The following is a 20254-nucleotide window of genomic DNA, read 5'->3' as shown; positions in this document are numbered from 1 at the left end:
GGTCGGCGCCGACCGGTGGCCCTGCGACGTCTCCTACGACCTGGACGACGCGCTGCCGGGCAGCGACGCCGTGCGGGGGCGCCTCCCTCACGTCGTACACGGGCCGCGCGGTGCCGTACGCGCGGGGCGTGCGGCGCGGCGGCGGCGCGCGGCCTACGGCTCGAACTTGTAGCCGAGCCCGCGCACCGTGACCAGGTAGCGCGGGGCGCCCGGGTCCGGCTCGATCTTCGCCCGCAGGCGCTTCACATGGACGTCGAGCGTCTTGGTGTCGCCGACGTAGTCGGCGCCCCACACCCGGTCGATGAGCTGCATACGGGTCAGCACGCGGCCCGCGTTGCGCAGCAGCATCTCCAGCAGGTCGAACTCCTTGAGCGGCAGATCGACCTTGCCGCCCGCCACGGTGACGACGTGCCGGTCGACGTCCATCCGGACCGGCCCCGCCTCCAGGGCTGCCGGGGTGACCTCCTCGGGCTCGCCGCGGCGGCGCAGCACCGCGCGGATGCGGGCCACGAGCTCACGGGAGGAGAAGGGCTTGGTCACGTAGTCGTCGGCCCCTATCTCCAGGCCGACGACCTTGTCGATCTCGCTGTCCTTGGCGGTGACCATGATCACCGGGACATTGGACCTGCCGCGCAACTGGCGGCAGACCTCGGTGCCCGGCAGTCCGGGCAGCATCAGGTCGAGGAGGACGAGGTCGGCGCCGTTGCGCTCGAACTCGTCGAGCCCCGCGGGCCCGGTGGTCGCGATGGCGACCTCGAAGCCCTCCTTGCGGAGCATGTAGGAAAGGGCGTCGCTGAAGGATTCCTCATCCTCGACGACGAGCACTCGGGTCACGGAAGGACCTCCGGGGCAGGAATCACGGTCGGAGTATCCAGCACCAGGCTGCGGGCCGTCCCGCGTGGTTCCGGGCGGCTGGGTTCTGCGGGTGCGCGGCGGGCCGCGAGGTCGCGGCCCCCGCTGACGGCGGCACCGCGGATGTGCTCGGCGGCGCCGCGCGGGTCTGGGTCGGCGGTCGGGGGATGGTCGGGGACGGGGTCCGCACGGCCGTCGGCGGAGGCCTGCCCGCCGGGCGCGGGCGCGTCGTCGCCGGGCGCGGCCTCGCGGGCGCGGGCCCGGGCGGCGGTGCCGCCCGTACTGCCGCCCGCGGCGGGATCCGTCTGCGCGGCGGCCGGGGCCCGGGCGCCGGACGCCTGCGGGCCGGGGGCCGGCTCGTCGGGGCCGGGGGCCGGCTCGTCGGGGCCGGGGGCCGGGGGGTCGTCGAGCGGGGTGCGCCGGGCGTAGCCGGTGTCGAGGTCGTCGTCCTGGTCGGGGGCGTCCTCGCCGTCGCCGGACGCGGAGGCTGCGGGGGACGCCGAGCGGTCGCGGGTGACGCCCGCCTCCGGGAGGCGGAGCGTGAAGGTCGAGCCCTGGCCCTCGGAGCTCCAGACCGTGACGTCGCCGCCGTGCGAGGCGGCGACGTGCTTGACGATCGCGAGGCCGAGGCCCGTACCGCCGGTGGCACGGGAGCGGGCCGGGTCGACGCGGTAGAAGCGCTCGAAGATGCGCTCGCGGTCCTTCTCCGAGATGCCTATGCCCTGGTCGGTGACGGCGATCTCGATCACCGCGCCGCTCGCCGCAGCCGTGCGCGAGACGGCGATGCCGACGCGGGTGCGGGCCGGGGAGTAGTTGACGGCGTTCTCCACGAGGTTGCCGAGGGCGGCGGCCAGCTGGCCGCGGTTGCCCCAGACGAAGAGGTCGACGTCGCCGCCCGCGGCCATCGTGATCTGCTTCGTGGACGCGGGGTGCCGCGACCTGTCGATGGCCTCGGCGACCAGCTCGTCGACCCGGACGGGCTCGGCGTCCTCCAGCGGGTCGTCGTTCTGCACCCGGGAGAGGTCGATGAGCTCCTGCACGAGGTTGGTGAGCCGGGTCGCCTCGATCTGCATGCGCCCGGCGAAGCGGTCCACGGCCTCGGGGTCGTCGGAGGCGTCCATGACGGCCTCGGAGAGCAGTGAGAGCGCGCCGACCGGGGTCTTGAGCTCATGGCTGACGTTCGCCACGAAGTCGCGCCGTACCGCCTCGATGCGGCGGGCCTCCGTCAGGTCCTCCACCAGCAGCAGCACCAGGCGGGAGCCGAGCGGCGCGACGCGGGCGGAGACCGCGAGCGCCTCGCCGCGCCCCGTGCCCCTGCGGGGCAGGTCCAGCTCGATCTGCCGTATCTCGCCGTCCCTGCGGGTGTCGCGCGCCATGTGCAGCATCGGCTCGACGGCCAGCTTGCCGCCCCTGACCAGGCCGAGCGCATACGCGGCCGAGCTGGCCTTGACGACGGCGTCGCTCTCGTCGAGCACGACGGCCGAGGAGCGCAGGACCGAGAGGACCGTGTCGACACCGGGCGGCAGCACGGCGTCCGTGTGCAGCGAGGTGCGCGTGGGCCGGTGCTGGTCGCGCTCGCTCCAGCGGAATGCCAGCATGGCGATCACGCCGGTGCACACGCCGGCGATCGCTGCCAATGCGGCGACCGCCGCGTTCACGTCCATGCATTCACATTAAGCGGGCGCACCGACACTCTCCCAGCCGTCCGAGTGCCTGCTCGAACACTCGTCGCCCAGAGTTCACCGAGGGGACAGGGCCGGTTCACTTGGGCGGGAGGCCCCGGACGCGTGTTCCGGCCACCGTGGGAGCGTGGGGGGCGAGCGCCTTCCCGCCCGCCATTTTGACCAGGAACGTCAAGCGCGGGAGCGCTGGAGAGGGACACACCCATGCGGGACGCGTACCACGAGGAACTGGACTCGATCAGCGACGACCTCGTCGCCATGGCCCGGCAGGTCGGGTCCGCCATCGGGCGTGCCACGACCTCCATGCTCGACGCCGACCTGAAGCTCGCGGAGAGCGTCATCGCCGCCGACGCGAAGGTCGACCAGACCCAGCACGACCTGGAGGCGCGCGCCATCGCGCTCCTCGCGCAGCAGCAGCCGGTGGCGACGGACCTCAGGATCGTCGTCACGTCCCTGCGGATGAGCGCCGACCTGGAGCGCGCGGGCGACCTCGCGCAGCACGTGGCGAAGCTGACCCGGCTGCGCTACCCGGAGTCGCCGGTCCCGCAGGATTTGCAGGCGACGCTGCTCGAAATGGGGCAGCTCGCCCAGCGGCTGATGGCGAAGGCCGCCGAGGTGATCATCACCAAGGACATCGACCTGGCCATGCAGCTGGAACAGGACGACGACGAGATGGACCTGCTGCACCGCACGCTGTTCCAGCACCTGATGGACGACCGCTGGAAGCACGGCATCGAGACCGCCGTCGACGTGACGCTGCTCGGCCGCTACTACGAGCGCTTCGCCGACCACGCGGTCTCCGTCGCCAAGCGCGTGGTGTACCTGGTGACGGGCGAGCACGCGGACGAGATCCAGCCGGACAGCGTCTGAGGCGCGGGCGCGGGGCGCTGGGCCGCCGACCGCTGGGCCGCACCGGTCGGGCCGCCCGCGCAGGTCGGGCCGCTCCGGCCCCGCGCGTCACAGGGGCCGCGCCGGTCGCGCAGGCCGCGCCGGTCCCAGGGGCCACAGGCCGCGGCCCGTGCGCCGGTGGTGCGCCGCCGATGCGCCGGTGCCGCGCCGTTGCCGCGCGGCCCGGCGCCGTCGTCCCATGGAAGACGGACTGTGCACCCTCACGCCGCCGGGGCCCGGCCCCGGGCCCCGGCACCACTGGAGGAGAGACCCATGGCCGAATCTTCCGCACCCGCCGCCGCGAGGACCACGGCGAAGGCCGGTGCCGACGCGCCACGCCCCGCCGCTGCCGCCCGCCCGCACCTGCCGGTGCTCGGAGCCTGCGGCTGCGGCTCGGGCTGCGGCTGCGGCTGCCAGTCGGGCGGCGCCTGCCAGTGCGGCGGGGGCTGCTGAGGGGCGCGTACCCCCTGCCCCTTGCCTGAGGGCCCGACGGCCCGATGACGTGACGGCCTGAGGCCTGCCGGCCCTCACGCCCGTACGGGACCCGGCCCGCTCGGCGCGGCTGGGGCGCGCCCCTTCACGCGGTGCCGCCGGGCGGAGGGAGCGGCTCCGCTCAACGCGGCCGCGTCGCGAGCCCCGTCGCGCACGCCGTGAGCAGGGTGTCGAGGCGCGGAGCGAAGTCCAGCGCCGCGTGGCCCCAGTCGGGCACCTCCTCGTACAGCTTCGCGAGAGTCGGAGTGGGGTGGGACACCTGCCAGAGCCCTGCGGAGAGCACGACAGCGGCCGCGAGCAGGTGCACGATCTGCCCGGCGGCCAGGGTGCTCGCACGGTCGAGCGCCGTCGCGATCGCGTCGTGGGCCGCCGTGGCGTTGGTCTTGTAGCGGCGCGCCCGCTCGATGTCGACATCGCCTTCGAGGTGCAGCGGGACGTGGGTCAGCAGGTCGCAGAAGACCGGCAGCCCGATCAGGGTGGAGCTGACCACGGTCGCGGTCTGCGCGGGCGTCAGGCCGGTGCGGTGGCCGAGTTCGTCGGCGACCGCGTCGCGCCACTGGCCCCAGCCGCGCTCCGCGAGTTCGAGGAGGAGGTCCTCCTTCTTGGTGTAGTACCGCCGCACGCCGGTGCGGTGCAGGCCCGCCCGCTCGGTGACCTCGGCGAGCGTCACGTACCGCACACCGCCCCGTTCGAGCGCGACGGCCTCCGCCGCCTGGAGCAGATCGTCCGCGCGGCGCGCCTTGTCCTCGGCTGATCGGGCCCTCTGACGCATGCCAGAAGAATAACGCACCCCATGATGCGCTTTCCGGCTCCCCGTAGTACGGTCGCATTAACGCATCTTGAGGTGCGTTATCTCGGAAGGGGCACATCCCATGGAAGCCGTGCAGGTCAGCCGCTTCGGCGACCCCCGTGTGCTCGCGCTCGCCGACATACCCGAACCCGTACCGGGGCCCGGGCAGGTCGCCGTCGACGTGAGTCACGCGGCCGTCGGGCTCGTCGACGTCTTCATCCGGCAGGGGCTCTACAAGGACCGCGACGGGCTGCCGCAGCCGCCCTACGTGCCCGGCCTCGAAGTCGCCGGGACGGTCAGGGCGCTCGGCGAAGGCGTCACCGGCCTCGCCGTCGGGGAGCGGGTGGTGACGCTGGCGGCCGACGGGACGGGCGGGTACGCGCCGGTGTACGTGGCCGACAGGACCCGGGTCTTCTCCACCGAGGGCCACGCCATCGACCCCGCGCTCGCCGTCGCCGTCCTGCCCAACGCTCTGATGGCCCACGTCGCCCTCACCCGCGCCGCCCGCCTCGCGCCGGGCGAGAGCGTCCTCGTGCACGGCGCGCTCGGCGCGTTCGGGGCCGTCTTCCCCGGCATCGCACGGCAGTTGGGCGCGTCGCGGATCGTCGGTACGGTCCGTGCCGGGCGGCTGGCCGCCGCCGCTGCCACCCGGCTGCCGTACGACGCCGTCGTCGACTCCGCCCTGCTGCCCGAGGCCCTCGCGGGCGAGAAGTTCGACGTGGTCGTCGACCCGGTGGGCGGCGCGGTCCGCGCGCGGAGCCTCGACCTGCTCGCGCCCTCGGGCCGCCTCCTGCTGGTCGGCAACGCGAGCGGCGACTGGAGCGGGACCGCGGGACTCGACGGCAACGCGCTCTGGTACGGGAACCTCACGGTCACCGGCTTCAACGCGGGCGCCTACCTGCCCGCGCACCCCGATGCCGTACCCCCCGCGGCCGCCGCCGCCCTCACGGCCGCCGCCGCGGGCGTGCTCGACGTCGAGCTCGACACCTTCCCGCTCGCCGAGGCCGCCGCCGCCCACGAGCGCCTGGAGAACCACACGGCGAGCGGCCGTATCGTCCTCACGGTATGAGAGGCGAGGGCGGGCCTGACTGCGCTCCGGAGGCGCAGGCCATGCCCCGGGTCCGCGCCCCTGCGCGCGGGCGGGCACCGGTGCAAGCGGGGCCGAACGGGTCCGGATGACCTGCCTCAGGGCGGCAAGGGCGGCCACCAGCGTGCAACCGCAAGACAGTTGAGATGGCATTCCGCCCGCAGTGTCGGTCAGTCGCCGGCACACGGCAGGTACCTGCCGACCGTCTCCCTGCCGATGCACGGCGCCCCCGCTCTGCGCCAACCCAGGTGCGCCCAAAGGCACATGACGGGGGCGCCCCCTTGAACCTCACAGCGAGCACGGGCGGGAGGAGGCAGTCTGCGGCACGCCGCATCGCGGCCCGCGACAGCACCCGCGCGACCGCGTACAAGGCCCGCGCGTCTGCACCTGCCGCGCAGCCCCGGACCACGGCTCCTACCGCGACAGGACGGGCGAGTGCCGGCAGTCCACACCAAGCCGTCGGGCCGAGCGCGGGCGCTTCTCGCTATCGGAATCTTCCATCACCTCAATAATAAGAAGCCGACAAGGCACCGACTAACGACTCCCACTGGGCAACCAAAGACCTATAGAAGTCCAGCACCTTGCATGTGTACTCAAGGCAGAAATAGCCAGGCAGGTGCCTCTCAGTAGTTACCGCCATAGACACGACTACCGCGATAAGCGGCGCTCAGCATAGGAGTCAACTCAGACGTAACTCGTGACTCGTACCCACGAGTTACCAGTGGATAAGCCATAGACGCCATGGACACGTCATCAACTTCTGACATTCACCGGGCAGTCGACGGCGCCATTCCGGGAGACGCTTGCCAGGCATTTCCGTGGCCCGTACCAGGCATTTTGGTGGGCCGCCCGACGAAGGCTATTCTCTTGCACGCGGAAGGGCCGTTCTCGGTTCAGGAGAACGGCCCTGGTCTCCGCTGTTGTCCGACGTAGACAGACATGGAGAAAAGTATGCTCTCACGAGTCGGCTTGATCATCTGCATCAGGGGGCGCGGACTCCCCTTCTACTGGATCGCCGTCGGCGGTCTCACGGTCGGCTCGTATGCTCATGTACCCCCGTGGAGCACTCTCCTCGGTGCCGCCCTGGTAGCGCTTGAGGTCAAGGCGCGCCGGGCGCGTTACTGAGAGCCACAGGGGGCCGGGGACGGCGAAGGCCCCCTGGTCGCGGGTGGGGTGCGGGGCAGGGGGCCTGGGGGTGGGGGCGGTTACTTCTTCTTGCCCTGGTTCTTCACGGCTTCGATGGCGGCGGCCGCTGCGGCCGGGTCGAGGTAGGTGCCGCCGGGGGTGACCGGGTGGAAGTCGGCGTCGAGGTCGTAGACCAGGGGGATGCCGGTGGGGATGTTGAGGGCGGCGATGTCCTCGTCGGAGATGTTGTCGAGGTGCTTGACGAGGGCGCGGAGGCTGTTGCCGTGGGCGGCGACGAGGACCGTGCGGCCCGCGAGAAGGTCGGGGACGATCGAGTCGTACCAGTACGGCAGCATGCGGACGACGACGTCCTTGAGGCACTCGGTGCGGGGGCGCAGCTCGCTGGGGATCGTCGCGTAGCGCGGGTCGTCGCTCTGGGAGAACTCTGCGCCGTCCTCAAGGGCCGGCGGCGGGGTGTCGTACGAGCGGCGCCACAGCATGAACTGCTCCTCGCCGAACTCGGCGAGCGTCTGGGCCTTGTCCTTGCCCTGGAGGGCGCCGTAGTGGCGCTCGTTGAGGCGCCAGGACCGCTGCACCGGCAGCCAGAGGCGGTCCATGGCCTCCAGCGCGAGCTGCGAGGTGCGGATGGCGCGCTTCAGCACGGAGGTGTGGAGGATGTCGGGGGTCAGGCCGGCGTCCTTGATCAGCTCGCCGCCACGGATCGCCTCCTTCTCGCCCTTGGCGTTGAGGTTGACGTCCACCCAGCCGGTGAACAGGTTCTTCTCGTTCCACTCGCTCTCGCCGTGGCGGAGGAGGATCAGCTTGTACGGTGCGTCGGCCATGGGGCCGAGCCTAATGGACGGCCTCCGGCGCATTCCGGGGTGCCTGACCACCGGGCGGCCGGGGCCGCGGCCGGGCACGGCCGGCGGCGGGCCGGTAAAAGGCTGGCGGTGGAGGGACCGGCGTACGTAATCTGCGCATGCGCTGCGTGACACTTACCTGCGGCGCGTACGCCGCGCACTCCCCGGGGGGACCTCCATGCCGCTCGCCCTGTCCACCTCCGGCGCAGGGCGCGCGGTCCGGGAGAGCGTCGCCGGGCTGCCGCGCGCCTTCTGGTGGCTGTGGACCAGCACGCTGGTCAACCGGCTCGGCGCGTTCGTCGCGACGTTCATGGCGCTCTACCTGACCGTGGAGCGCGGGTACTCCGCCTCGTACGCGGGTCTCGTCGCCTCCCTCTACGGGCTCGGCGGCGTGGTGGCCTCGCTGGGCGGCGGCGTGCTCGCCGACCGGCTCGGCAGGCGGCCCACGATGCTGATCGCGCAGTGCTCGACGGCCGCGTCCGTCGCGCTGCTCGGCCTGGTGCACAGCCCGGTGGCCATCGCGGCCGTCGCGGTCGCCGTCGGCATGGCGTCAAGCGCCTCGCGCCCCGCCGTGCAGGCGATGCTGGCCGACATCGTCAGGCCCGAGGACCGGGTGCGGGCCTTCTCCCTCAACTACTGGGCGATCAACCTGGGCTTCGCGGTGTCGTCGGCGCTCGCCGGGTTCGTCGCCCAGTACAGCTACCGCGCGGGGTTCTTCGGCGAGGCGGCCATGACCCTGGCCTGCGCGGTCGTGGTGTTCGTGAAGCTGCAGGAGTCGCGGCCCGCCGCCGGGGCCGACCGGGGCCGGGGCGGGGAGGGCGAGCGTACGGGCGGGGCAGGCGCGCCGCGGGTCAGCATGCTGACGGTGGTCCGCGACGGCCGGTTCATGAGCGTGGTCGGGCTGTCCTTCGTCGTCGCGCTGATCTTCCAGCAGAGCTCGGTCGGCCTGCCGGTCGCGATGAGCGAGGCGGGCTTCGGCAGCGCGGACTTCGGCATCGCGGCCGCGGCGAACGGGCTGCTGATCGTCGCGCTCCAGATCCCCGTGACCCGCCTCATCCAGCACCGCGACCCGCGCCGCCTGCTGATCGTGTCGTCGCTGCTCGCGGGGTACGGCTTCGGGCTGACGGTGTTCGCCGGATCGCTCGCGGTGTACGTGCTGACGGTCTGTGTGTGGACGCTCGCAGAGGCCGTCAACGCGCCGACGCAGAGCGGGCTCGTCGTGCGCCTCTCCCCCGCGCACGGCCGCGGCCGCTACCAGGGCATGTACTCCCTGTCCTGGTCCGTCGCCGCGCTCGCGGCCCCGGTGATGTCCGGGACCGTGCTCGACCACCTGGGCGCCCGGTGGCTGTGGGGCGGCTGCGCGGTCCTCGGCACGGCGGCCGCGCTCGGGTACGGGCTGCTGATGCGCGGGCTCGGCCCCGCGTCCGCCGGTGCGGGGGCTTCCGGTGCGGAAGCTTCCGGCGCGGGGGCCGCCGATGCAGCGGCCGCCGGTACAGCCGCCTCCGGTACGGAGGCCGCCCGTACGGAGGCGCCCGGCGCCCCGACCACCGGTGCGCCGGTCGCGGAGGGCGCGGGTACGCCGCCCGCCTGACGACGAGCCGGCCAGGGCAGGCCCGCCTCAGTACACCAGCGCCCGCGCACCCTCCCCCATGACCTCGCTGACGAAGACCTGCGCGCCCGCGATGCGCACGCCGTCGATGACGTCGGCCTCGGTGATGTCGCGGCGAGCGGCGCACTGGGTGCACAGGGTGATCAGGCCGGTGGCACGCACCGACTCGATCAGGTCGGGCAGCGGCGCGGCGTGCGGCAGCTCGAACTCGGCGGCGCGGCCGGGCAGCGCGAACCACGCGGACTCCCCGGTGAGCCACAGCGACACCTCGACGCCGCTGGCCGCGGCGACCGCCGCGACCGTGAACGCCTGGGAGCAGCGCTCGGGGGCGTCAGCGCCCGCCGTCACCTTGATCACGAGCTTCTGCGCCGCCTGCGCGTCCGATTCCATGGCCGCACTGTAACCACCCGGCGCGGGCGGCCGCCCCCGTGCGAGGGCCTCGGGAGGAGCGCCGCGGCACCACCCATTAGGCTGGGGTCCGGCCCTGGGGCCACCACCGTCGTTCCGCTCATCCGAGGAGCACCCCGTGCTTGAGGACTTCTTCACCTCTCTGCTGGTCCTGGTCTGCGTCGGCGTGCTCGCGTTCGCCGTGCTGACCGTCAAGAAGCTCTACCAGGGCCAGCGCTGAGGCCGCGGCCTCCAGGCCCGCAGGCACGGTACGCACGCCCCCGAGGAACGCTGAGTCGCTCATGATCGAGATCCCGTCCGACCTCCACCCGGACCTCGTCCCCCTCGCCTTTCTGCTCGGCCGCTGGGAAGGCGCGGGCGTCTTCGACTTCCCCGGCGACCAGAAGGCCAACTTCGGCCAGGAGGCGGTCTTCACCCACGACGGCCGGGACTTCATCGAGTACGTCTCGCACACGTGGGCGCTGGACTCCGAGGGCAGGAAGGTCCGCCCGATCGAGACCGAGTCGGGCTTCTGGCGGATCGGCAAGGACCGCAAGGTCGAGGTCGTGATGGTCCGCGACCAGGGCGTCGTCGAGGTCTGGTACGGCGAGCTCGCCGACCAGAAGCCGCAGATTGACCTCGCGACCGACGCCGTCGCGCGCACCGCGTCCTCCGGCCCCTACAGCGGCGGCAAGCGCCTGTACGGGTATGTGAAGGGCGACCTGATGTGGGTCGGCGAGAAGTCGACGCCCGAGGTGCCGCTGCGGCCCTATATGTCGGCCCAGCTGAAGAAGGTCTCCTCCGCGGTCGCGGTCACCCCCGAGCAGGTCGAGGACTGGGCCAAGGACCTCGGTGACCTGCCGGACGACGGCATCGCCTTCTTCAAGTAGGCGGCCGGCCCGGCAAGAGGCGGGCTCCGCGGGCGTCCCGTACCCCGCGGCCGGTCCTACACTGGGTGCGTGGTGAGCACCGACTGGAAAAGCGATCTCCGCCGGCGCGGCTACCGGCTGACTCCGCAGCGGCAGCTCGTGCTCGAAGCCGTGGACGCGCTGGAGCACGCGACGCCCGAGGACATCCTCTGCGAAGTGCGCAAGACCGCGTCGGGCGTGAACATCTCCACCGTGTACCGGACCCTCGAACTGCTTGAGGAGCTGGGCCTCGTCTCGCACGCCCACATCGGGCACGGCGCTCCCAAGTACCACCTCGCGGGCCGCGACCACCACATCCACCTGGTCTGCCGCGACTGCCAGAGCGTGATCGAGACGGATGTCGAGGTCGCCGCGGACTTCGCGGCCGAGCTCCAGGAGAGCTTCGGCTTCACCACGGACATGCGGCACTTCGCGATCTTCGGCCGGTGCGCCGACTGCACCGCGATCAGGGCGGCACGCGGCACCGAGGACGGTGCGGCGGCGTCGTAGGCTGAAACGTATGGAGCCTTCCACGCCCGCAGCGGCCGCCGGCACCCCCGGCGCGCGCGCCGCCGCCTCCCCCGAGCCGCCGCAGTCCCCCGCAGCGCCCGCGAGCCCCCTGCTCGCCACCCCGGGCGCGGTCGCGGGCGAAGGGCCTGACGAGGGTGTCGCCGCGCACTACGGCGACCTCTTCCGCGAGCAGCGCGCCCTCGCCGACGGCAGCGGCCTCGTCGACCTGTCGCACCGCGGCGTCGTCACCGTCACCGGCGACGACCGGCTCGCCTGGCTGCACCTGCTGCTCACGCAGCACGTGAGCGAGCTGCCCGCGCACCGCGCCACCGAGGCGCTGGTGCTCTCCGCGCACGGCCATGTCGAGCACGCGCTCTACCTGGTCGACGACTCCACCACGACCTGGGCGCACGTCGAGCCCGGGACACAGGGCGAGCTGGTCGCGTACCTGGAGTCGATGAAGTTCTTCTACCGCGTCGAGGTCGCCGACCGCACCGCGGACACCGCGGTCGTGCACCTGCCCGCGGGCTCGATCGCCGAGGTGCCGGAAGGGGTGGCCGTACGGGAGACCCCGTACGGGCGCGACCTGTTCCTGCCGCGCGCCGACCTCGCGGAGTACGCGCGCGGGCACGGCCCGCTCGCCGGGCTCCTCGCGTACGAGGCGCTGCGGGTGGAGGACCACAGGCCGCGGCTCGGCTTCGAGACCGACCACAGGACCATCCCGCACGAGGTCGGCTGGATCGAGACCGCGGTGCACCTGGAGAAGGGCTGCTACCGGGGCCAGGAGACCGTGGCGCGGGTGCAGAACCTCGGGAAGCCGCCGCGCCGCCTCGTCTTCCTGCACCTCGACGGCAGCGAGGTGCACCTGCCGGGGCACGGGACGCCGGTGCGGCTCGCGCCGGGGCCCGACGGCGCGGAGGGCCGGCAGGTCGGGTTCCTGACGACGTCCGCGCGCCACCACGAGCTGGGTCCGATCGCGCTCGCGCTGGTGAAGCGGAACGTGCCGGTGGACGCGCCGCTGGTGGCGGGGGACACGGCCGCGGCGCAGGAGACGGTCGTCGAGCCGTAGGGCCTCTCGTTTGGATCATGGCGGGCTCGCGTGCCCCGGTCCCTGATCCGCCCTGACCCAAACGAAAGACCCTGGGCGCTCGCGCGCGCCTCACATGTCGAGCAGCACCGTGAAGGGGCCGTCGTTCGTCAGCGAGACCCGCATGTGCGCGCCGAAGCTGCCGGTGTGCACGGTCGCGCCCAGCGCCCGCAGCCGGGCGACGACCTCGTCGACCAGGGGCTCGGCGACCGGTCCTGGGGCGGCCGCGTTCCAGGTGGGGCGGCGGCCCTTGCGCGCGTCCCCGTAGAGGGTGAACTGCGAGACCACCAGCAGCGGGGCGCCCGTCTCCGAGCAGGAGCGCTCCCCGTCGAGCAGCCGGATCGACCAGAGCTTCGCGGCCAGCCGGGCCGCCGTCTCCGCCGTGTCGTCATGGGTCACGCCGACCAGGACGCACAGCCCCTCGCCCGTGATCTCCCCGACCTTCTCCGTCCCCGCATCGGACACCACGGACACGCTCGCACCGTCGACTCGCTGCACCACCGCTCGCATGGGGACCAACCTATCGGGGGCCGAACGGGTGCAGATCGCCCGCATGCCCGGCGCCAGGAGTGGCACCATGCAGAAAGGCGGTCGCGTACGGCGCCGGTGGGGCGACGGTACGTGACCGGTCGAGGGACGGGGGGTCCCGCATGGGGGTGTCCCCCGGGGCTGAGTGAGGGGCAGCACGCGCGATGAGCACAAGTGGAGCCGGCCAGGCCGGGCAGTCCGGGCCGGCCGGGCACCCGCACGGCCCCGTACCCGCCGCCCGTACGACGACGGGCACGGGGCACGGGGCGGGCGGCGGCAGCGGCGGGCCCGCCGCGGACCCGGTGGGCCGCACAGGGCCCGCGGATCCCACGGGTCCCGCAGGCCCGGCGGACCCCGCAGCACCCGGAGCACCCGGAGCACCCGGAATCCACTCAGACCCCGCAGACCTCGACGACGCCGGGGCCGCAGAACCGGTGCTGCCGGGGCAGCGCCCCTACGACTTCGCGATCCTCGGGCTGCCCGAGCTGCGCGCGCTGCGGCGCGACTCGCAGCGCGACGAGGCGGACCTGAGCTATCTGCGGCGGCTTCTCCAGGGGCGCATCGACATCCTGCGGGACGAGCTGTCCCGCCGTACGGGACCCGCCGCGCCCCCCGGGCAGGGCAGGACCGCCGGGGCCCGGGGGCGGGTCGAGCCGGCGGCCGTGGGCGCGGCGAGCGCGGGGGCGGCCTCGGGCGGCGCCGCGACCTCCATGGTGGTCAGGCTGGCCGGGATCCTCTCCGACCCGCCGTCCGCGCACCGCAGCTCGGCCCGGCACGTCACGCTCTCGACGCCGCGCGGCGCCGAGGGCAGGCGGCTGGCGGCCGAGACGCTCGCCGAGGTCGAGCTCTCCGACCTGGCCGCCCGCACGGACGACGAACTGCTCGCCGCCCTGCGCAGGCTCGTCCGCAACGAGCGGCAGATCTCCCGCCGCCGCCACCGGCTGCAGCGCACCGTGGACGGGTGCAGCGCCGAGATCGCCCGCAGGTACCGTGAAGGGGAAGCGCAGGTGGACGACCTGCTCACCTGAGTGGCGGCGCGCGCCGCGCGGTGACGGCGCGGCTCACGAGGCCCGCCGCCCCGCGCCGGGCGCGCCTCGACGTGGAAAGGCCGACGAGATGACACACGCCCCCGCAGCCGCGGCGACCCCCGCGACCGCCCCCGCCCCGCCGGTCCTCGCCGAGGTCGTACGGTCCGGGTTCGTGGAGGGCCACCACCGGGGTTCGCTGGTGCTGCTCGGGGTGGACGGCGGCGTCGGGCTCGCGCTCGGGGCGCCGGACGTGCCGGTGTTCCCGCGGTCGAGCAACAAGCCGATGCAGGCGGCAGCCGTGCTGCGGGCCGGCCTCGCGCTGGAGGGCGAGCGGCTCGCGCTCGCCGCGGCGAGCCACTCGGGCGAGGACTTCCACCTGGAGCTCGTACGGACCATGCTCGCGGAGCACGGCCTCACCGAGGACGACCTCAGCACCCCGCCCGACCTGCCCGTCGACACGACCGAGGCGCAGGCGTACCTGGCGTCGGGCCGGGCGCCCAGCAAGATCGCGATGAACTGCTCGGGCAAGCACACCGCGATGCTCGCCGCCTGCCTGCACAACGGCTGGCCCACCGACTCGTACCTGGACCCCGGGCACCCGCTCCAGCGGCTCGTGCGCACGGTGGTCGAGGAGGCGGCGGGCGAGGAGGTCGCGGCGGTCGGCACGGACGGCTGCGGCGCTCCCCTGATGGCGATCAGCCTCACGGGCCTCGCGCGCGCCTTCCGGCACTTCGTGCTCGCCGCCCCCGGCACGCCCGAGCGCCGCGTCGCCGACGCGATGCGCGCCCACCCGGAGTACGTCGCGGGCACCAGGCGCGCCGACACCTGGCTGATGGCGGGCGTGCAGGGGACGCTGTCGAAGACGGGGGCCGAGGCCGTGCAGGCGGTCGCGCTGGCGGACGGCAGGGCGCTCGCCCTCAAGATCGACGACGGCAACGCGCGCGCGGTGGGCCCCGTCATGGCGCGGGCGCTCGACCTGCTCGGCGTCGAGGAGGCGGACGTCGTCGCGCGGATCGGCCGGGTGCCGGTGCTCGGCGGCGGCGCGGAGGTCGGCGAGGTGCGCGCGGTCTTCTGAGGCGCGGCCCTGGCGGCGCGCGGGCGTGCCCTTATCGGGGTGCGGGGCGGGAGGCGCAGCGCATAGCGTGGCGGGATGAGCGTCGAGGTTCGTACCGTCACCGAGGCCGAGTTCGCCGACTGGCAGCGCGCCGTGCACACCGGCTTCCTCAATGCCGCCCCCGTGCCGCCCGAGGTGGTCGAGGCCCGGCTGGCGCAGGCGGACCTCACCCGTACGCAGGGCGCGTTCGACGGGGACCGGTGCGTGGCGACGTACCGTTCCTTCCGGCAGGAGCTGACGGTGCCGGGCGGCGCGGCCGTGGCGGTAGACGCGGTCTCCGGCGTCACGGTCACGGCGAGCCACCGCGGCCGGGGGCTGCTCAAGCAGATGATCACCCGGGACCTGGCCGCGGCCAGGGAGCGCGGCGAGGTGCTCGCCGACCTGGTCGCGGCCGAGCACCGGATCTACGGCAGGTTCGGCTTCGGCCGGGCCACCCGCACCGCCTCCTGGACCATCGACGTGCCGCGCACCGGCCTCGACCCGCGCCGCTGGGCGCCGCACGAGGAGGGCGCGAGGATCGACCTGGTCGACGGCGCCGAAGTGCGCAAGCTCGGGCCCGCGTTCCACGACAGATGGCGGGTGCTCCAGCCGGGCGCCATCGACCTGGACGAGCGCTGGTGGCGCGTCAGCACCGGGGCCGAGCCCTCGGACGGCGACCGGCGGCCCGAGGCCTTCCACGCGGTCTACCGCTCGGCCGCCGGCGTCATCGAGGGCCAGGCCACCTACACCGTCGACGGGAAGTGGAGCGACGCCAAGCAGCCGGCGAACAGCGTCACCGTGGGGCGGCTGAGCGCGACCTCGGCCGCCGTGGAGCGTGCGCTGTGGCGGTTCCTGTGCTCGCTCGACTGGGTCGTGGAGGTGCGGACAGGGCGCCGGGCGCCCGACGACCTGATGCCGTACTACCTGCCGGACCCGCGCGCCGCGCGGGTGCAGGGCGTGGCCGACTTCCTGTGGGTGCGGATCCTGGACACCGCACGGGCGCTGGAGGCGCGGACGTACGGGGTGCCGGGGGCGCTCGTCCTCGACGTACGGGACGGCGCGGGCCTCGCGGGCGGCCGCTACCGGCTCGACGCCTCGCCCGAGGGCGCGGTCTGCGTGCCGACGTCGCAGGGCGCCGACCTCACGCTCGGCGTGGACGCGCTGGGCTCGCTCTACCTCGGCGACGAGACGCCGACCAGGCTCGCGCTGCTCGGCGCGGTGGCGGAGGAGCGGGCGGGCGCGCTGGCGCGCGCTGAGGCGCTGTTCCACACGCCGCGGCGGCCCTGGTGCCCGGACATGTTCTGACGCGCCGCCCGCGGCACGCCGGGCCTGGGCCGTACGGTGCGGGCCAGGGCGCGGCGCCTCACCCGGCGGCGAACAGCATCGCGAGCACCACGGCGCCGACGCACCCGCAGGCCGCGTTGCGCGCCCGCACGCCGATGCTGAGCAGCAGCAGCCCGACGATGCCCATCGCACCGAAGGTGTTCTGCACCAGCGCCTCGAAGCCGACGCCCGCCAGGGCGACGCCGATGGCGGCGAACGGCATGGGCTTCCCCGTCATCCGGATCCACCTCCCTCCCCCTGAGGAACCTTTCAGGACTCCCGGCCGCCCGGAGCTCAGGCGCCGTGCGCGACCATCACGAGGACCAGCAGGACGGCCCCGGTGCCCGCGGCGGACCTGCGGCCCGCCCGCGCGCCCCACAGCAGGAGCAGCACCCCGAGCACGCCCGCGGCCCCGTAGGGCCAGCCGACGGCGGCGCGCAGCCCGAGGGACAGCGCGGTGAGCGTGAGACCGATGGGGTCCATGACGTGCTCCCTTCCCTGCGGGAACGGCGGGAACGGCGGGAGGGCGGTACGGTCCCCGGCACCCGAGCGGTCCGGGACAGGTGCTCGAAAAAAGAGCAAGTACGATACAAGTGCGGGAAGTTACCTTCCAACTTGTATGTTCCCGCCCGAGGCAGGTTCAACCACTTGTTCGGGACGAAGGGTCAGCTGCCGCGCATGCCGGGGAAGTTGTACGGTGGGGCGTCACAACAGCCGGTGATACAGGGCGTGTGCCATGAACAAGTCCGATCGACTCGCCGAGCAGCTGACGGCGGACATCGCCGCGGGGCGGTACGCCGTGGGCGAGCGCCTGCCCTCCCAGGAGGAGTTGGGCGCGCGGTACGGCGGCCTGTCCCGTACGACGGTGACGAAGGTGCTGCACAAGCTCGCCGCCGAGGGGCTCGTACGCGGCGGCCAGGGCAGCCCGGCCGTCGTCGTGGCCAAGCCCGGCGGCACGGACGGCACCGGCGACCTGCGGGCCAGCCTGCGCGAGGCGTTCGAGGCCGACGTGATCACCATGGACGTGCTGTCGCTGACCTCGGAGACCATGGCGACGTACCTGGGCGACCCGGTGGTGCTCATCGGGCAGCGCGAGATCAAGCCGCGCAGCATCAGCCTGCGCCTGATGCTGCCCGACATCACCGGGATACGGCTCGCGTTCCCGCGCGCGGTGCTGCCGCGGGGCGAGGAGGGCGGCGCGGTCGAGGACTGGTCGCGCGCCCGCCACCGCGACATGGTGATCCGCTACGCCAAGACGCTCGACTACTCGCTGCTCGCGCTGCGCGACCGCGGCTATGTGGAGGACGTGTCCGTACAGATCAGGACCGTGCCCTTCACGCCCCCGCTGAAGTTGTACCTCCTGAACGGCCACGAGCTGCTCGAGGGCTACTACACGCTCACCACGTGGCAGCCCGAGCCGCCGCGGGGCAAGCCGGAGCTCACCATCCTCGACTCCGACTCGTTCTCGGCCGACGCGACCCTCTTCCGCTACACCACGCCACAGCACCGGGTGAAGGTGGAGACGGCCCAGCGGTTCTTCGACTCCTACTGGGACAACCTGGCCCAAGAAGCGGACCTCAACTCACTGTGACGTCCACCGGATCCCTCACCGACGCCCCCTCCCCCGCCCCGTCCCGCGCCGGCTCCCCCGCGCCCTTCCGCGCCCCCGGCGGCGTCCTCGCAGGCGACGGTCCCCGTACGGCGGCGGCGCTCCTCGCCGACGCGTCCCTCGTGATGTGGGACTTCGACGGGCCGCTGTGCCACCTCTTCGCCGGTCTCTCCGCCCCGCTGGTCGCCGCCGAGCTGCGCGGCTTCGCCCGCGGCCGGGGGCTCGACACCCGCGCCCTGCGGGAGGTGGACGACCCGCTGGAGCTCTGCGCAAGCGTGCACCGGCGGTTCGCCGGGTCCGCGCCCGGCACGGTCGACGCCGTGCGGGGCGCGCTCGACCGCCTGGAGGAGCGGGCCGCGCGGCGCGCCGCCCCCACGCCAGGGGCCCGCGAACTCCTCGGCAGACTGCGGGAGCTGGGCAAGCGGCAGGTCGTCGTGTCCAACAACTCCGCGGGCGCGGTGGCGGGTTACCTGCGCGACCACGGGCTCGAACCGTATGTCGCCCAGGTGGTGGGGCGGCCCTGTGACCCGGACCTGATGAAGCCGCACCCGCACAGCCTGGAGAAGGCGCTCACCACGGCGGGCGCGGACGCAGCCGACGCCCTGATGATCGGCGACTCGGCGGCCGACGCCCTGGCCGCCGCGAAGGTCGGCGCCGCGTTCCTCGGCTACGCCACCCGGCCCGCGCGGGCCGCGGCCCTGCGCGCCGCGGGCGCCGAGCACCTGACGGACGACCTCGGAGCGCAGGCCGCGGCGCTGGGCGGCTGACCGGGCGGCCCCCGCACGTCACCCGTGGTCGACTTCCCGTCCTTCCAAGGGATTCACCCCTTGGGTACGCTGAGGGCGGAGGCCGGTGCGGACCGTTCAGCGGCGGCGCTCCAGGGCCGGAGCGGCCGCCGGACGGCGGCGGGCACCGGAAGCACAGGCCAGCACGGGGAGCCGTATGCGTGAGGTCTCCGAACGCCCGGCGGACGCCTGGGACGCGCTGCTCGGGGGAATCGGCGCCGGGAGCGAACCTCTCACCGGCTATTACCACGTCAACTTCGCGGTCGCGCTGCCCGCCGCCCTCGCGGACGCGGTCGCGCTGCCCGCGGGCACGGTCGTGAAGCTGCGGGCGCCGATCCCGCACGCGCCCCAGTTCAACCTGCGGATCTGGCCCGAGGGCGACCTGCTCCAGGCGATCGAGGGCCGGGTCGACGGCGCGCCCCGGGTGCTGGCGCGGCGGCCCGGCTTCACCGTGCACTCGTTCGCCGCAGGCCGCCCGCTGGCGGCGGCGGGCGGGGCCGTGCCCTTCGCGCGCCTCGGCGCGCTGTGGCGGCAGACGGCCGCCGTGCCGCGCGCGGCGCTGCCGCCGCTGCCGCCCGCCTGGCCCGCGGACGGCGACTGCCCCGGGTTCGCCGCCGCGCTGCTCGGCTTCGCCGAGACGGAGATCAGAGGCAGGAACGGGCGGCCGTTCCTCGACCTGTTCGCCACGCTCGGGATCCCCGACGACGCGTTCGCGCGACTGCGGGAGCGGGCCGGGACCGTGGGTCACCGGCCCTTCGTACTGCTGCACACCGACGTGCACCGCGGCAATCTGATCGCGGGGCCCGGCGGCGCCCTCGCGCTGATCGACTGGGAACTCGCCCTGTTCGGAGACCCGGTGTACGAGATCGCCACCCACCTCTCCCGCATGGGCTACCGCACGGCGGCCGAGCGCAGGACCGCGCACCGGGCATGGCACGCGGCGGCAGGCCGCCTCGCCGGGCACCGCGGCGCGCTCGCCTTCTACCGGGACCTGGAGGCCGTCCAGTCCCTCTACACGGACGTGATCCGCGGCATGCACACGCTGCTGTGCGCACCGGACAGCCCGTCCGCCGCGCGCGCCGTCGCCGTACGCACCCACGCGGTGCTGCACGCGGCCCGCACGGCCGCCGGCCTCACCCGCGTCCCCTCGCTGGAGCGCACGGCCGCCATCTGCCGCGACTGGCTGCGCTCCCCCACCCCGCCGACCGCGGGCCCCGCCCACCGCCCGCCCCACCCGGCCACGGACGACGCCCGATCCGCGGCCTGAGCGGCGCGGCCGGCGGGCGGCTGGACGGGGGGAGCTTCTGGCTGGTGGCCGAGCACGGGCGGCAGGCGCAGTACGTGCGCAACATCCTGGCCGACCCGCGCGTACGGGTGCGCGTCGGCGGGCGGTGGTACGCGGGTACGGCGCACCCGCTGCCCGACGACGACCCGCGCGCCAGGCTGCGGACGCTGCCGCGCGGGAACAGCGCGGCCGTGGCCCTCTTCGGCACCGAGCTGCTGACCGTACGCGTGGACCTCGACCCGGAGCCCCACGGGGGAACGGCGGCCTGAGCCGGGTCAGCGGCGGGGCGCGCCCGTGCGGGCGGGGCGGGGCTCGGCGCCCCCTGC

The 20254-nt window shown here is 74.1% G+C and carries 22 protein-coding genes and 1 pseudogene; 15 read left to right on the top strand and 8 right to left on the bottom strand.

Annotated features, from left to right (window positions below; translation table 11 throughout):
- Positions 1–153: 153 nt before the first annotated feature.
- Complete coding sequence (locus AB0910_RS25340) at positions 154–834, bottom strand: response regulator transcription factor (RefSeq protein WP_345646346.1); 681 nt, start codon at positions 832–834, stop codon at positions 154–156.
- Complete coding sequence (locus AB0910_RS25335; RefSeq protein ID WP_366746934.1) at positions 831–2516, bottom strand: ATP-binding protein; 1686 nt, start codon at positions 2514–2516, stop codon at positions 831–833. The genes AB0910_RS25340 and AB0910_RS25335 overlap by 4 nt, the downstream gene beginning before the upstream one ends.
- 222 nt (positions 2517–2738) lie before the next feature.
- Here AB0910_RS25335 and phoU point away from each other — a divergent pair, with 222 nt between their 5' ends.
- Together phoU and AB0910_RS25325 are read left to right on the top strand one after the other, a co-directional pair.
- The gene (gene phoU, locus AB0910_RS25330) at positions 2739–3404 is read left to right on the top strand and encodes a phosphate signaling complex protein PhoU (RefSeq protein ID WP_366746933.1); all 666 of its coding nucleotides are present in this window, start codon (positions 2739–2741) and stop codon (positions 3402–3404) included.
- A gap of 291 nt (positions 3405–3695) precedes the next feature.
- Positions 3696–3875, top strand: coding sequence for a hypothetical protein (locus AB0910_RS25325; protein WP_366746932.1), 180 nt, complete (start codon positions 3696–3698; stop codon positions 3873–3875).
- A 160-nt stretch (positions 3876–4035) separates the two neighbouring features.
- Here the strand turns inward: AB0910_RS25325 and AB0910_RS25320 are convergent, their stop codons facing one another.
- Positions 4036–4686, bottom strand: a complete 651-nt coding sequence (locus tag AB0910_RS25320) for a TetR family transcriptional regulator (protein ID WP_366746931.1) — start codon at positions 4684–4686, stop codon at positions 4036–4038.
- A gap of 100 nt (positions 4687–4786) precedes the next feature.
- Between AB0910_RS25320 and AB0910_RS25315 the strand changes: the two genes are divergently transcribed.
- Together AB0910_RS25315 and AB0910_RS25310 are read left to right on the top strand one after the other, a co-directional pair.
- Entirely contained in the window at positions 4787–5773 is a 987-nt protein-coding gene (locus AB0910_RS25315; protein WP_366746930.1) for a zinc-binding dehydrogenase, read from the top strand.
- 969 nt (positions 5774–6742) lie between these two features.
- Positions 6743–6916 (top strand): hypothetical protein, encoded by a 174-nt coding sequence (locus tag AB0910_RS25310; protein ID WP_366746929.1) that lies wholly within the window; start codon positions 6743–6745, stop codon positions 6914–6916.
- Between the two features lie 80 nt (positions 6917–6996).
- On the opposite strand, the gene AB0910_RS25305 is transcribed toward AB0910_RS25310, so the two are convergent.
- Positions 6997–7758 (bottom strand): phosphoglyceromutase, encoded by a 762-nt coding sequence (locus AB0910_RS25305; RefSeq protein ID WP_366746928.1) that lies wholly within the window; start codon positions 7756–7758, stop codon positions 6997–6999.
- Positions 7759–7954: 196 nt separating this feature from the next.
- On the opposite strand from AB0910_RS25305, the gene AB0910_RS25300 reads away from it, so the two are divergent.
- Positions 7955–9367 carry an MFS transporter gene (locus AB0910_RS25300; protein WP_366746927.1) on the top strand — a complete coding sequence of 471 codons (1413 nt, stop codon included), beginning with the start codon at positions 7955–7957 and terminating at the stop codon, positions 9365–9367.
- Between the two features lie 27 nt (positions 9368–9394).
- On the opposite strand, the gene AB0910_RS25295 is transcribed toward AB0910_RS25300, so the two are convergent.
- Positions 9395–9775: a DsrE family protein gene (locus AB0910_RS25295; RefSeq protein WP_366746926.1), complete on the bottom strand. Its 381-nt coding sequence runs from the start codon at positions 9773–9775 to the stop codon at positions 9395–9397.
- Between the two features lie 299 nt (positions 9776–10074).
- Between AB0910_RS25295 and AB0910_RS25290 the strand changes: the two genes are divergently transcribed.
- The 3 genes from AB0910_RS25290 to AB0910_RS25280 all read left to right on the top strand — a co-directional run bounded on the left by AB0910_RS25290 (position 10075) and on the right by AB0910_RS25280 (position 12259).
- Complete coding sequence (locus AB0910_RS25290) at positions 10075–10662, top strand: FABP family protein (protein ID WP_366746925.1); 588 nt, start codon at positions 10075–10077, stop codon at positions 10660–10662.
- 69 nt (positions 10663–10731) lie between these two features.
- Positions 10732–11190 (top strand): transcriptional repressor, encoded by a 459-nt coding sequence (locus tag AB0910_RS25285; RefSeq protein ID WP_366746924.1) that lies wholly within the window; start codon positions 10732–10734, stop codon positions 11188–11190.
- A gap of 109 nt (positions 11191–11299) precedes the next feature.
- Positions 11300–12259: a folate-binding protein gene (locus AB0910_RS25280; protein WP_366746941.1), complete on the top strand. Its 960-nt coding sequence runs from the start codon at positions 11300–11302 to the stop codon at positions 12257–12259.
- A gap of 90 nt (positions 12260–12349) precedes the next feature.
- Here the strand turns inward: AB0910_RS25280 and dtd are convergent, their stop codons facing one another.
- Positions 12350–12787: a D-aminoacyl-tRNA deacylase gene (dtd, locus tag AB0910_RS25275; RefSeq protein ID WP_366746923.1), complete on the bottom strand. Its 438-nt coding sequence runs from the start codon at positions 12785–12787 to the stop codon at positions 12350–12352.
- A 182-nt stretch (positions 12788–12969) separates the two neighbouring features.
- Between dtd and AB0910_RS25270 the strand changes: the two genes are divergently transcribed.
- The 3 genes from AB0910_RS25270 (at position 12970) to AB0910_RS25260 (ending at position 16231) form a co-directional block, all read left to right on the top strand.
- A complete protein-coding gene (locus AB0910_RS25270) occupies positions 12970–13833 on the top strand; it encodes a hypothetical protein (protein WP_366746922.1) in 864 nt (287 codons plus the stop codon).
- Positions 13834–13921: 88 nt separating this feature from the next.
- Positions 13922–14908 (top strand): asparaginase, encoded by a 987-nt coding sequence (locus AB0910_RS25265; protein ID WP_366746921.1) that lies wholly within the window; start codon positions 13922–13924, stop codon positions 14906–14908.
- 75 nt (positions 14909–14983) lie between these two features.
- Complete coding sequence (locus AB0910_RS25260; protein ID WP_366746920.1) at positions 14984–16231, top strand: GNAT family N-acetyltransferase; 1248 nt, start codon at positions 14984–14986, stop codon at positions 16229–16231.
- A 58-nt stretch (positions 16232–16289) separates the two neighbouring features.
- On the opposite strand, the gene AB0910_RS25255 is transcribed toward AB0910_RS25260, so the two are convergent.
- Both AB0910_RS25255 and AB0910_RS25250 read right to left on the bottom strand, forming a co-directional pair.
- Entirely contained in the window at positions 16290–16472 is a 183-nt protein-coding gene (locus AB0910_RS25255; RefSeq protein WP_366746940.1) for a hypothetical protein, read from the bottom strand.
- Between the two features lie 71 nt (positions 16473–16543).
- Positions 16544–16732 carry a hypothetical protein gene (locus AB0910_RS25250; RefSeq protein WP_366746919.1) on the bottom strand — a complete coding sequence of 63 codons (189 nt, stop codon included), beginning with the start codon at positions 16730–16732 and terminating at the stop codon, positions 16544–16546.
- A gap of 253 nt (positions 16733–16985) precedes the next feature.
- Between AB0910_RS25250 and AB0910_RS25245 the strand changes: the two genes are divergently transcribed.
- The 4 genes and pseudogenes from AB0910_RS25245 to AB0910_RS25230 form a co-directional block, all read left to right on the top strand.
- Positions 16986–17840, top strand: a complete 855-nt coding sequence (locus tag AB0910_RS25245) for a winged helix-turn-helix domain-containing protein (protein WP_366746918.1) — start codon at positions 16986–16988, stop codon at positions 17838–17840.
- Positions 17837–18625: an HAD family hydrolase gene (locus AB0910_RS25240; protein WP_366746917.1), complete on the top strand. Its 789-nt coding sequence runs from the start codon at positions 17837–17839 to the stop codon at positions 18623–18625. The genes AB0910_RS25245 and AB0910_RS25240 overlap by 4 nt, the downstream gene beginning before the upstream one ends.
- A 175-nt stretch (positions 18626–18800) precedes the next feature.
- Positions 18801–19910, top strand: coding sequence for a phosphotransferase (locus AB0910_RS25235; protein WP_366746916.1), 1110 nt, complete (start codon positions 18801–18803; stop codon positions 19908–19910).
- An 11-nt stretch (positions 19911–19921) separates the two neighbouring features.
- Positions 19922–20197: pseudogene (locus AB0910_RS25230) on the top strand (nitroreductase/quinone reductase family protein); the annotation flags it as partial.
- Between the last annotated feature and the right edge of the window lie 57 nt (positions 20198–20254).

Origin of the sequence: Streptomyces sp. NPDC047002 (assembly GCF_040704505.1) — a bacterium.
Lineage (GTDB): Bacteria > Actinomycetota > Actinomycetes > Streptomycetales > Streptomycetaceae > Streptomyces.
Note: the sequence above shows the minus strand (reverse complement) of the source record. Positions and strands in the feature narration are given on the sequence as shown.

Excerpts from the sequence above, each read along its gene's own strand:
- AB0910_RS25270 (WP_366746922.1), top strand. The coding sequence starts at position 12,970 with ATGAGCACAAGTGGAGCCGGCCAGGCCGGGCAGTCCGGGCCGGCCGGG.
- dtd (WP_366746923.1), bottom strand. The coding sequence starts at position 12,787 with ATGCGAGCGGTGGTGCAGCGAGTCGACGGTGCGAGCGTGTCCGTGGTG.
- AB0910_RS25310 (WP_366746929.1), top strand. The coding sequence starts at position 6,743 with ATGCTCTCACGAGTCGGCTTGATCATCTGCATCAGGGGGCGCGGACTC.
- AB0910_RS25290 (WP_366746925.1), top strand. The coding sequence starts at position 10,075 with ATGATCGAGATCCCGTCCGACCTCCACCCGGACCTCGTCCCCCTCGCC.
- AB0910_RS25335 (WP_366746934.1), bottom strand. The coding sequence starts at position 2,516 with ATGGACGTGAACGCGGCGGTCGCCGCATTGGCAGCGATCGCCGGCGTG.
- AB0910_RS25260 (WP_366746920.1), top strand. The coding sequence starts at position 14,984 with ATGAGCGTCGAGGTTCGTACCGTCACCGAGGCCGAGTTCGCCGACTGG.
- AB0910_RS25235 (WP_366746916.1), top strand. The coding sequence starts at position 18,801 with ATGCGTGAGGTCTCCGAACGCCCGGCGGACGCCTGGGACGCGCTGCTC.
- AB0910_RS25305 (WP_366746928.1), bottom strand. The coding sequence starts at position 7,758 with ATGGCCGACGCACCGTACAAGCTGATCCTCCTCCGCCACGGCGAGAGC.
- AB0910_RS25300 (WP_366746927.1), top strand. The coding sequence starts at position 7,955 with ATGCCGCTCGCCCTGTCCACCTCCGGCGCAGGGCGCGCGGTCCGGGAG.
- AB0910_RS25255 (WP_366746940.1), bottom strand. The coding sequence starts at position 16,472 with ATGCCGTTCGCCGCCATCGGCGTCGCCCTGGCGGGCGTCGGCTTCGAG.
- AB0910_RS25325 (WP_366746932.1), top strand. The coding sequence starts at position 3,696 with ATGGCCGAATCTTCCGCACCCGCCGCCGCGAGGACCACGGCGAAGGCC.
- AB0910_RS25320 (WP_366746931.1), bottom strand. The coding sequence starts at position 4,686 with ATGCGTCAGAGGGCCCGATCAGCCGAGGACAAGGCGCGCCGCGCGGAC.
- AB0910_RS25250 (WP_366746919.1), bottom strand. The coding sequence starts at position 16,732 with ATGGACCCCATCGGTCTCACGCTCACCGCGCTGTCCCTCGGGCTGCGC.
- phoU (WP_366746933.1), top strand. The coding sequence starts at position 2,739 with ATGCGGGACGCGTACCACGAGGAACTGGACTCGATCAGCGACGACCTC.
- AB0910_RS25245 (WP_366746918.1), top strand. The coding sequence starts at position 16,986 with ATGAACAAGTCCGATCGACTCGCCGAGCAGCTGACGGCGGACATCGCC.
- AB0910_RS25295 (WP_366746926.1), bottom strand. The coding sequence starts at position 9,775 with ATGGAATCGGACGCGCAGGCGGCGCAGAAGCTCGTGATCAAGGTGACG.
- AB0910_RS25315 (WP_366746930.1), top strand. The coding sequence starts at position 4,787 with ATGGAAGCCGTGCAGGTCAGCCGCTTCGGCGACCCCCGTGTGCTCGCG.
- AB0910_RS25265 (WP_366746921.1), top strand. The coding sequence starts at position 13,922 with ATGACACACGCCCCCGCAGCCGCGGCGACCCCCGCGACCGCCCCCGCC.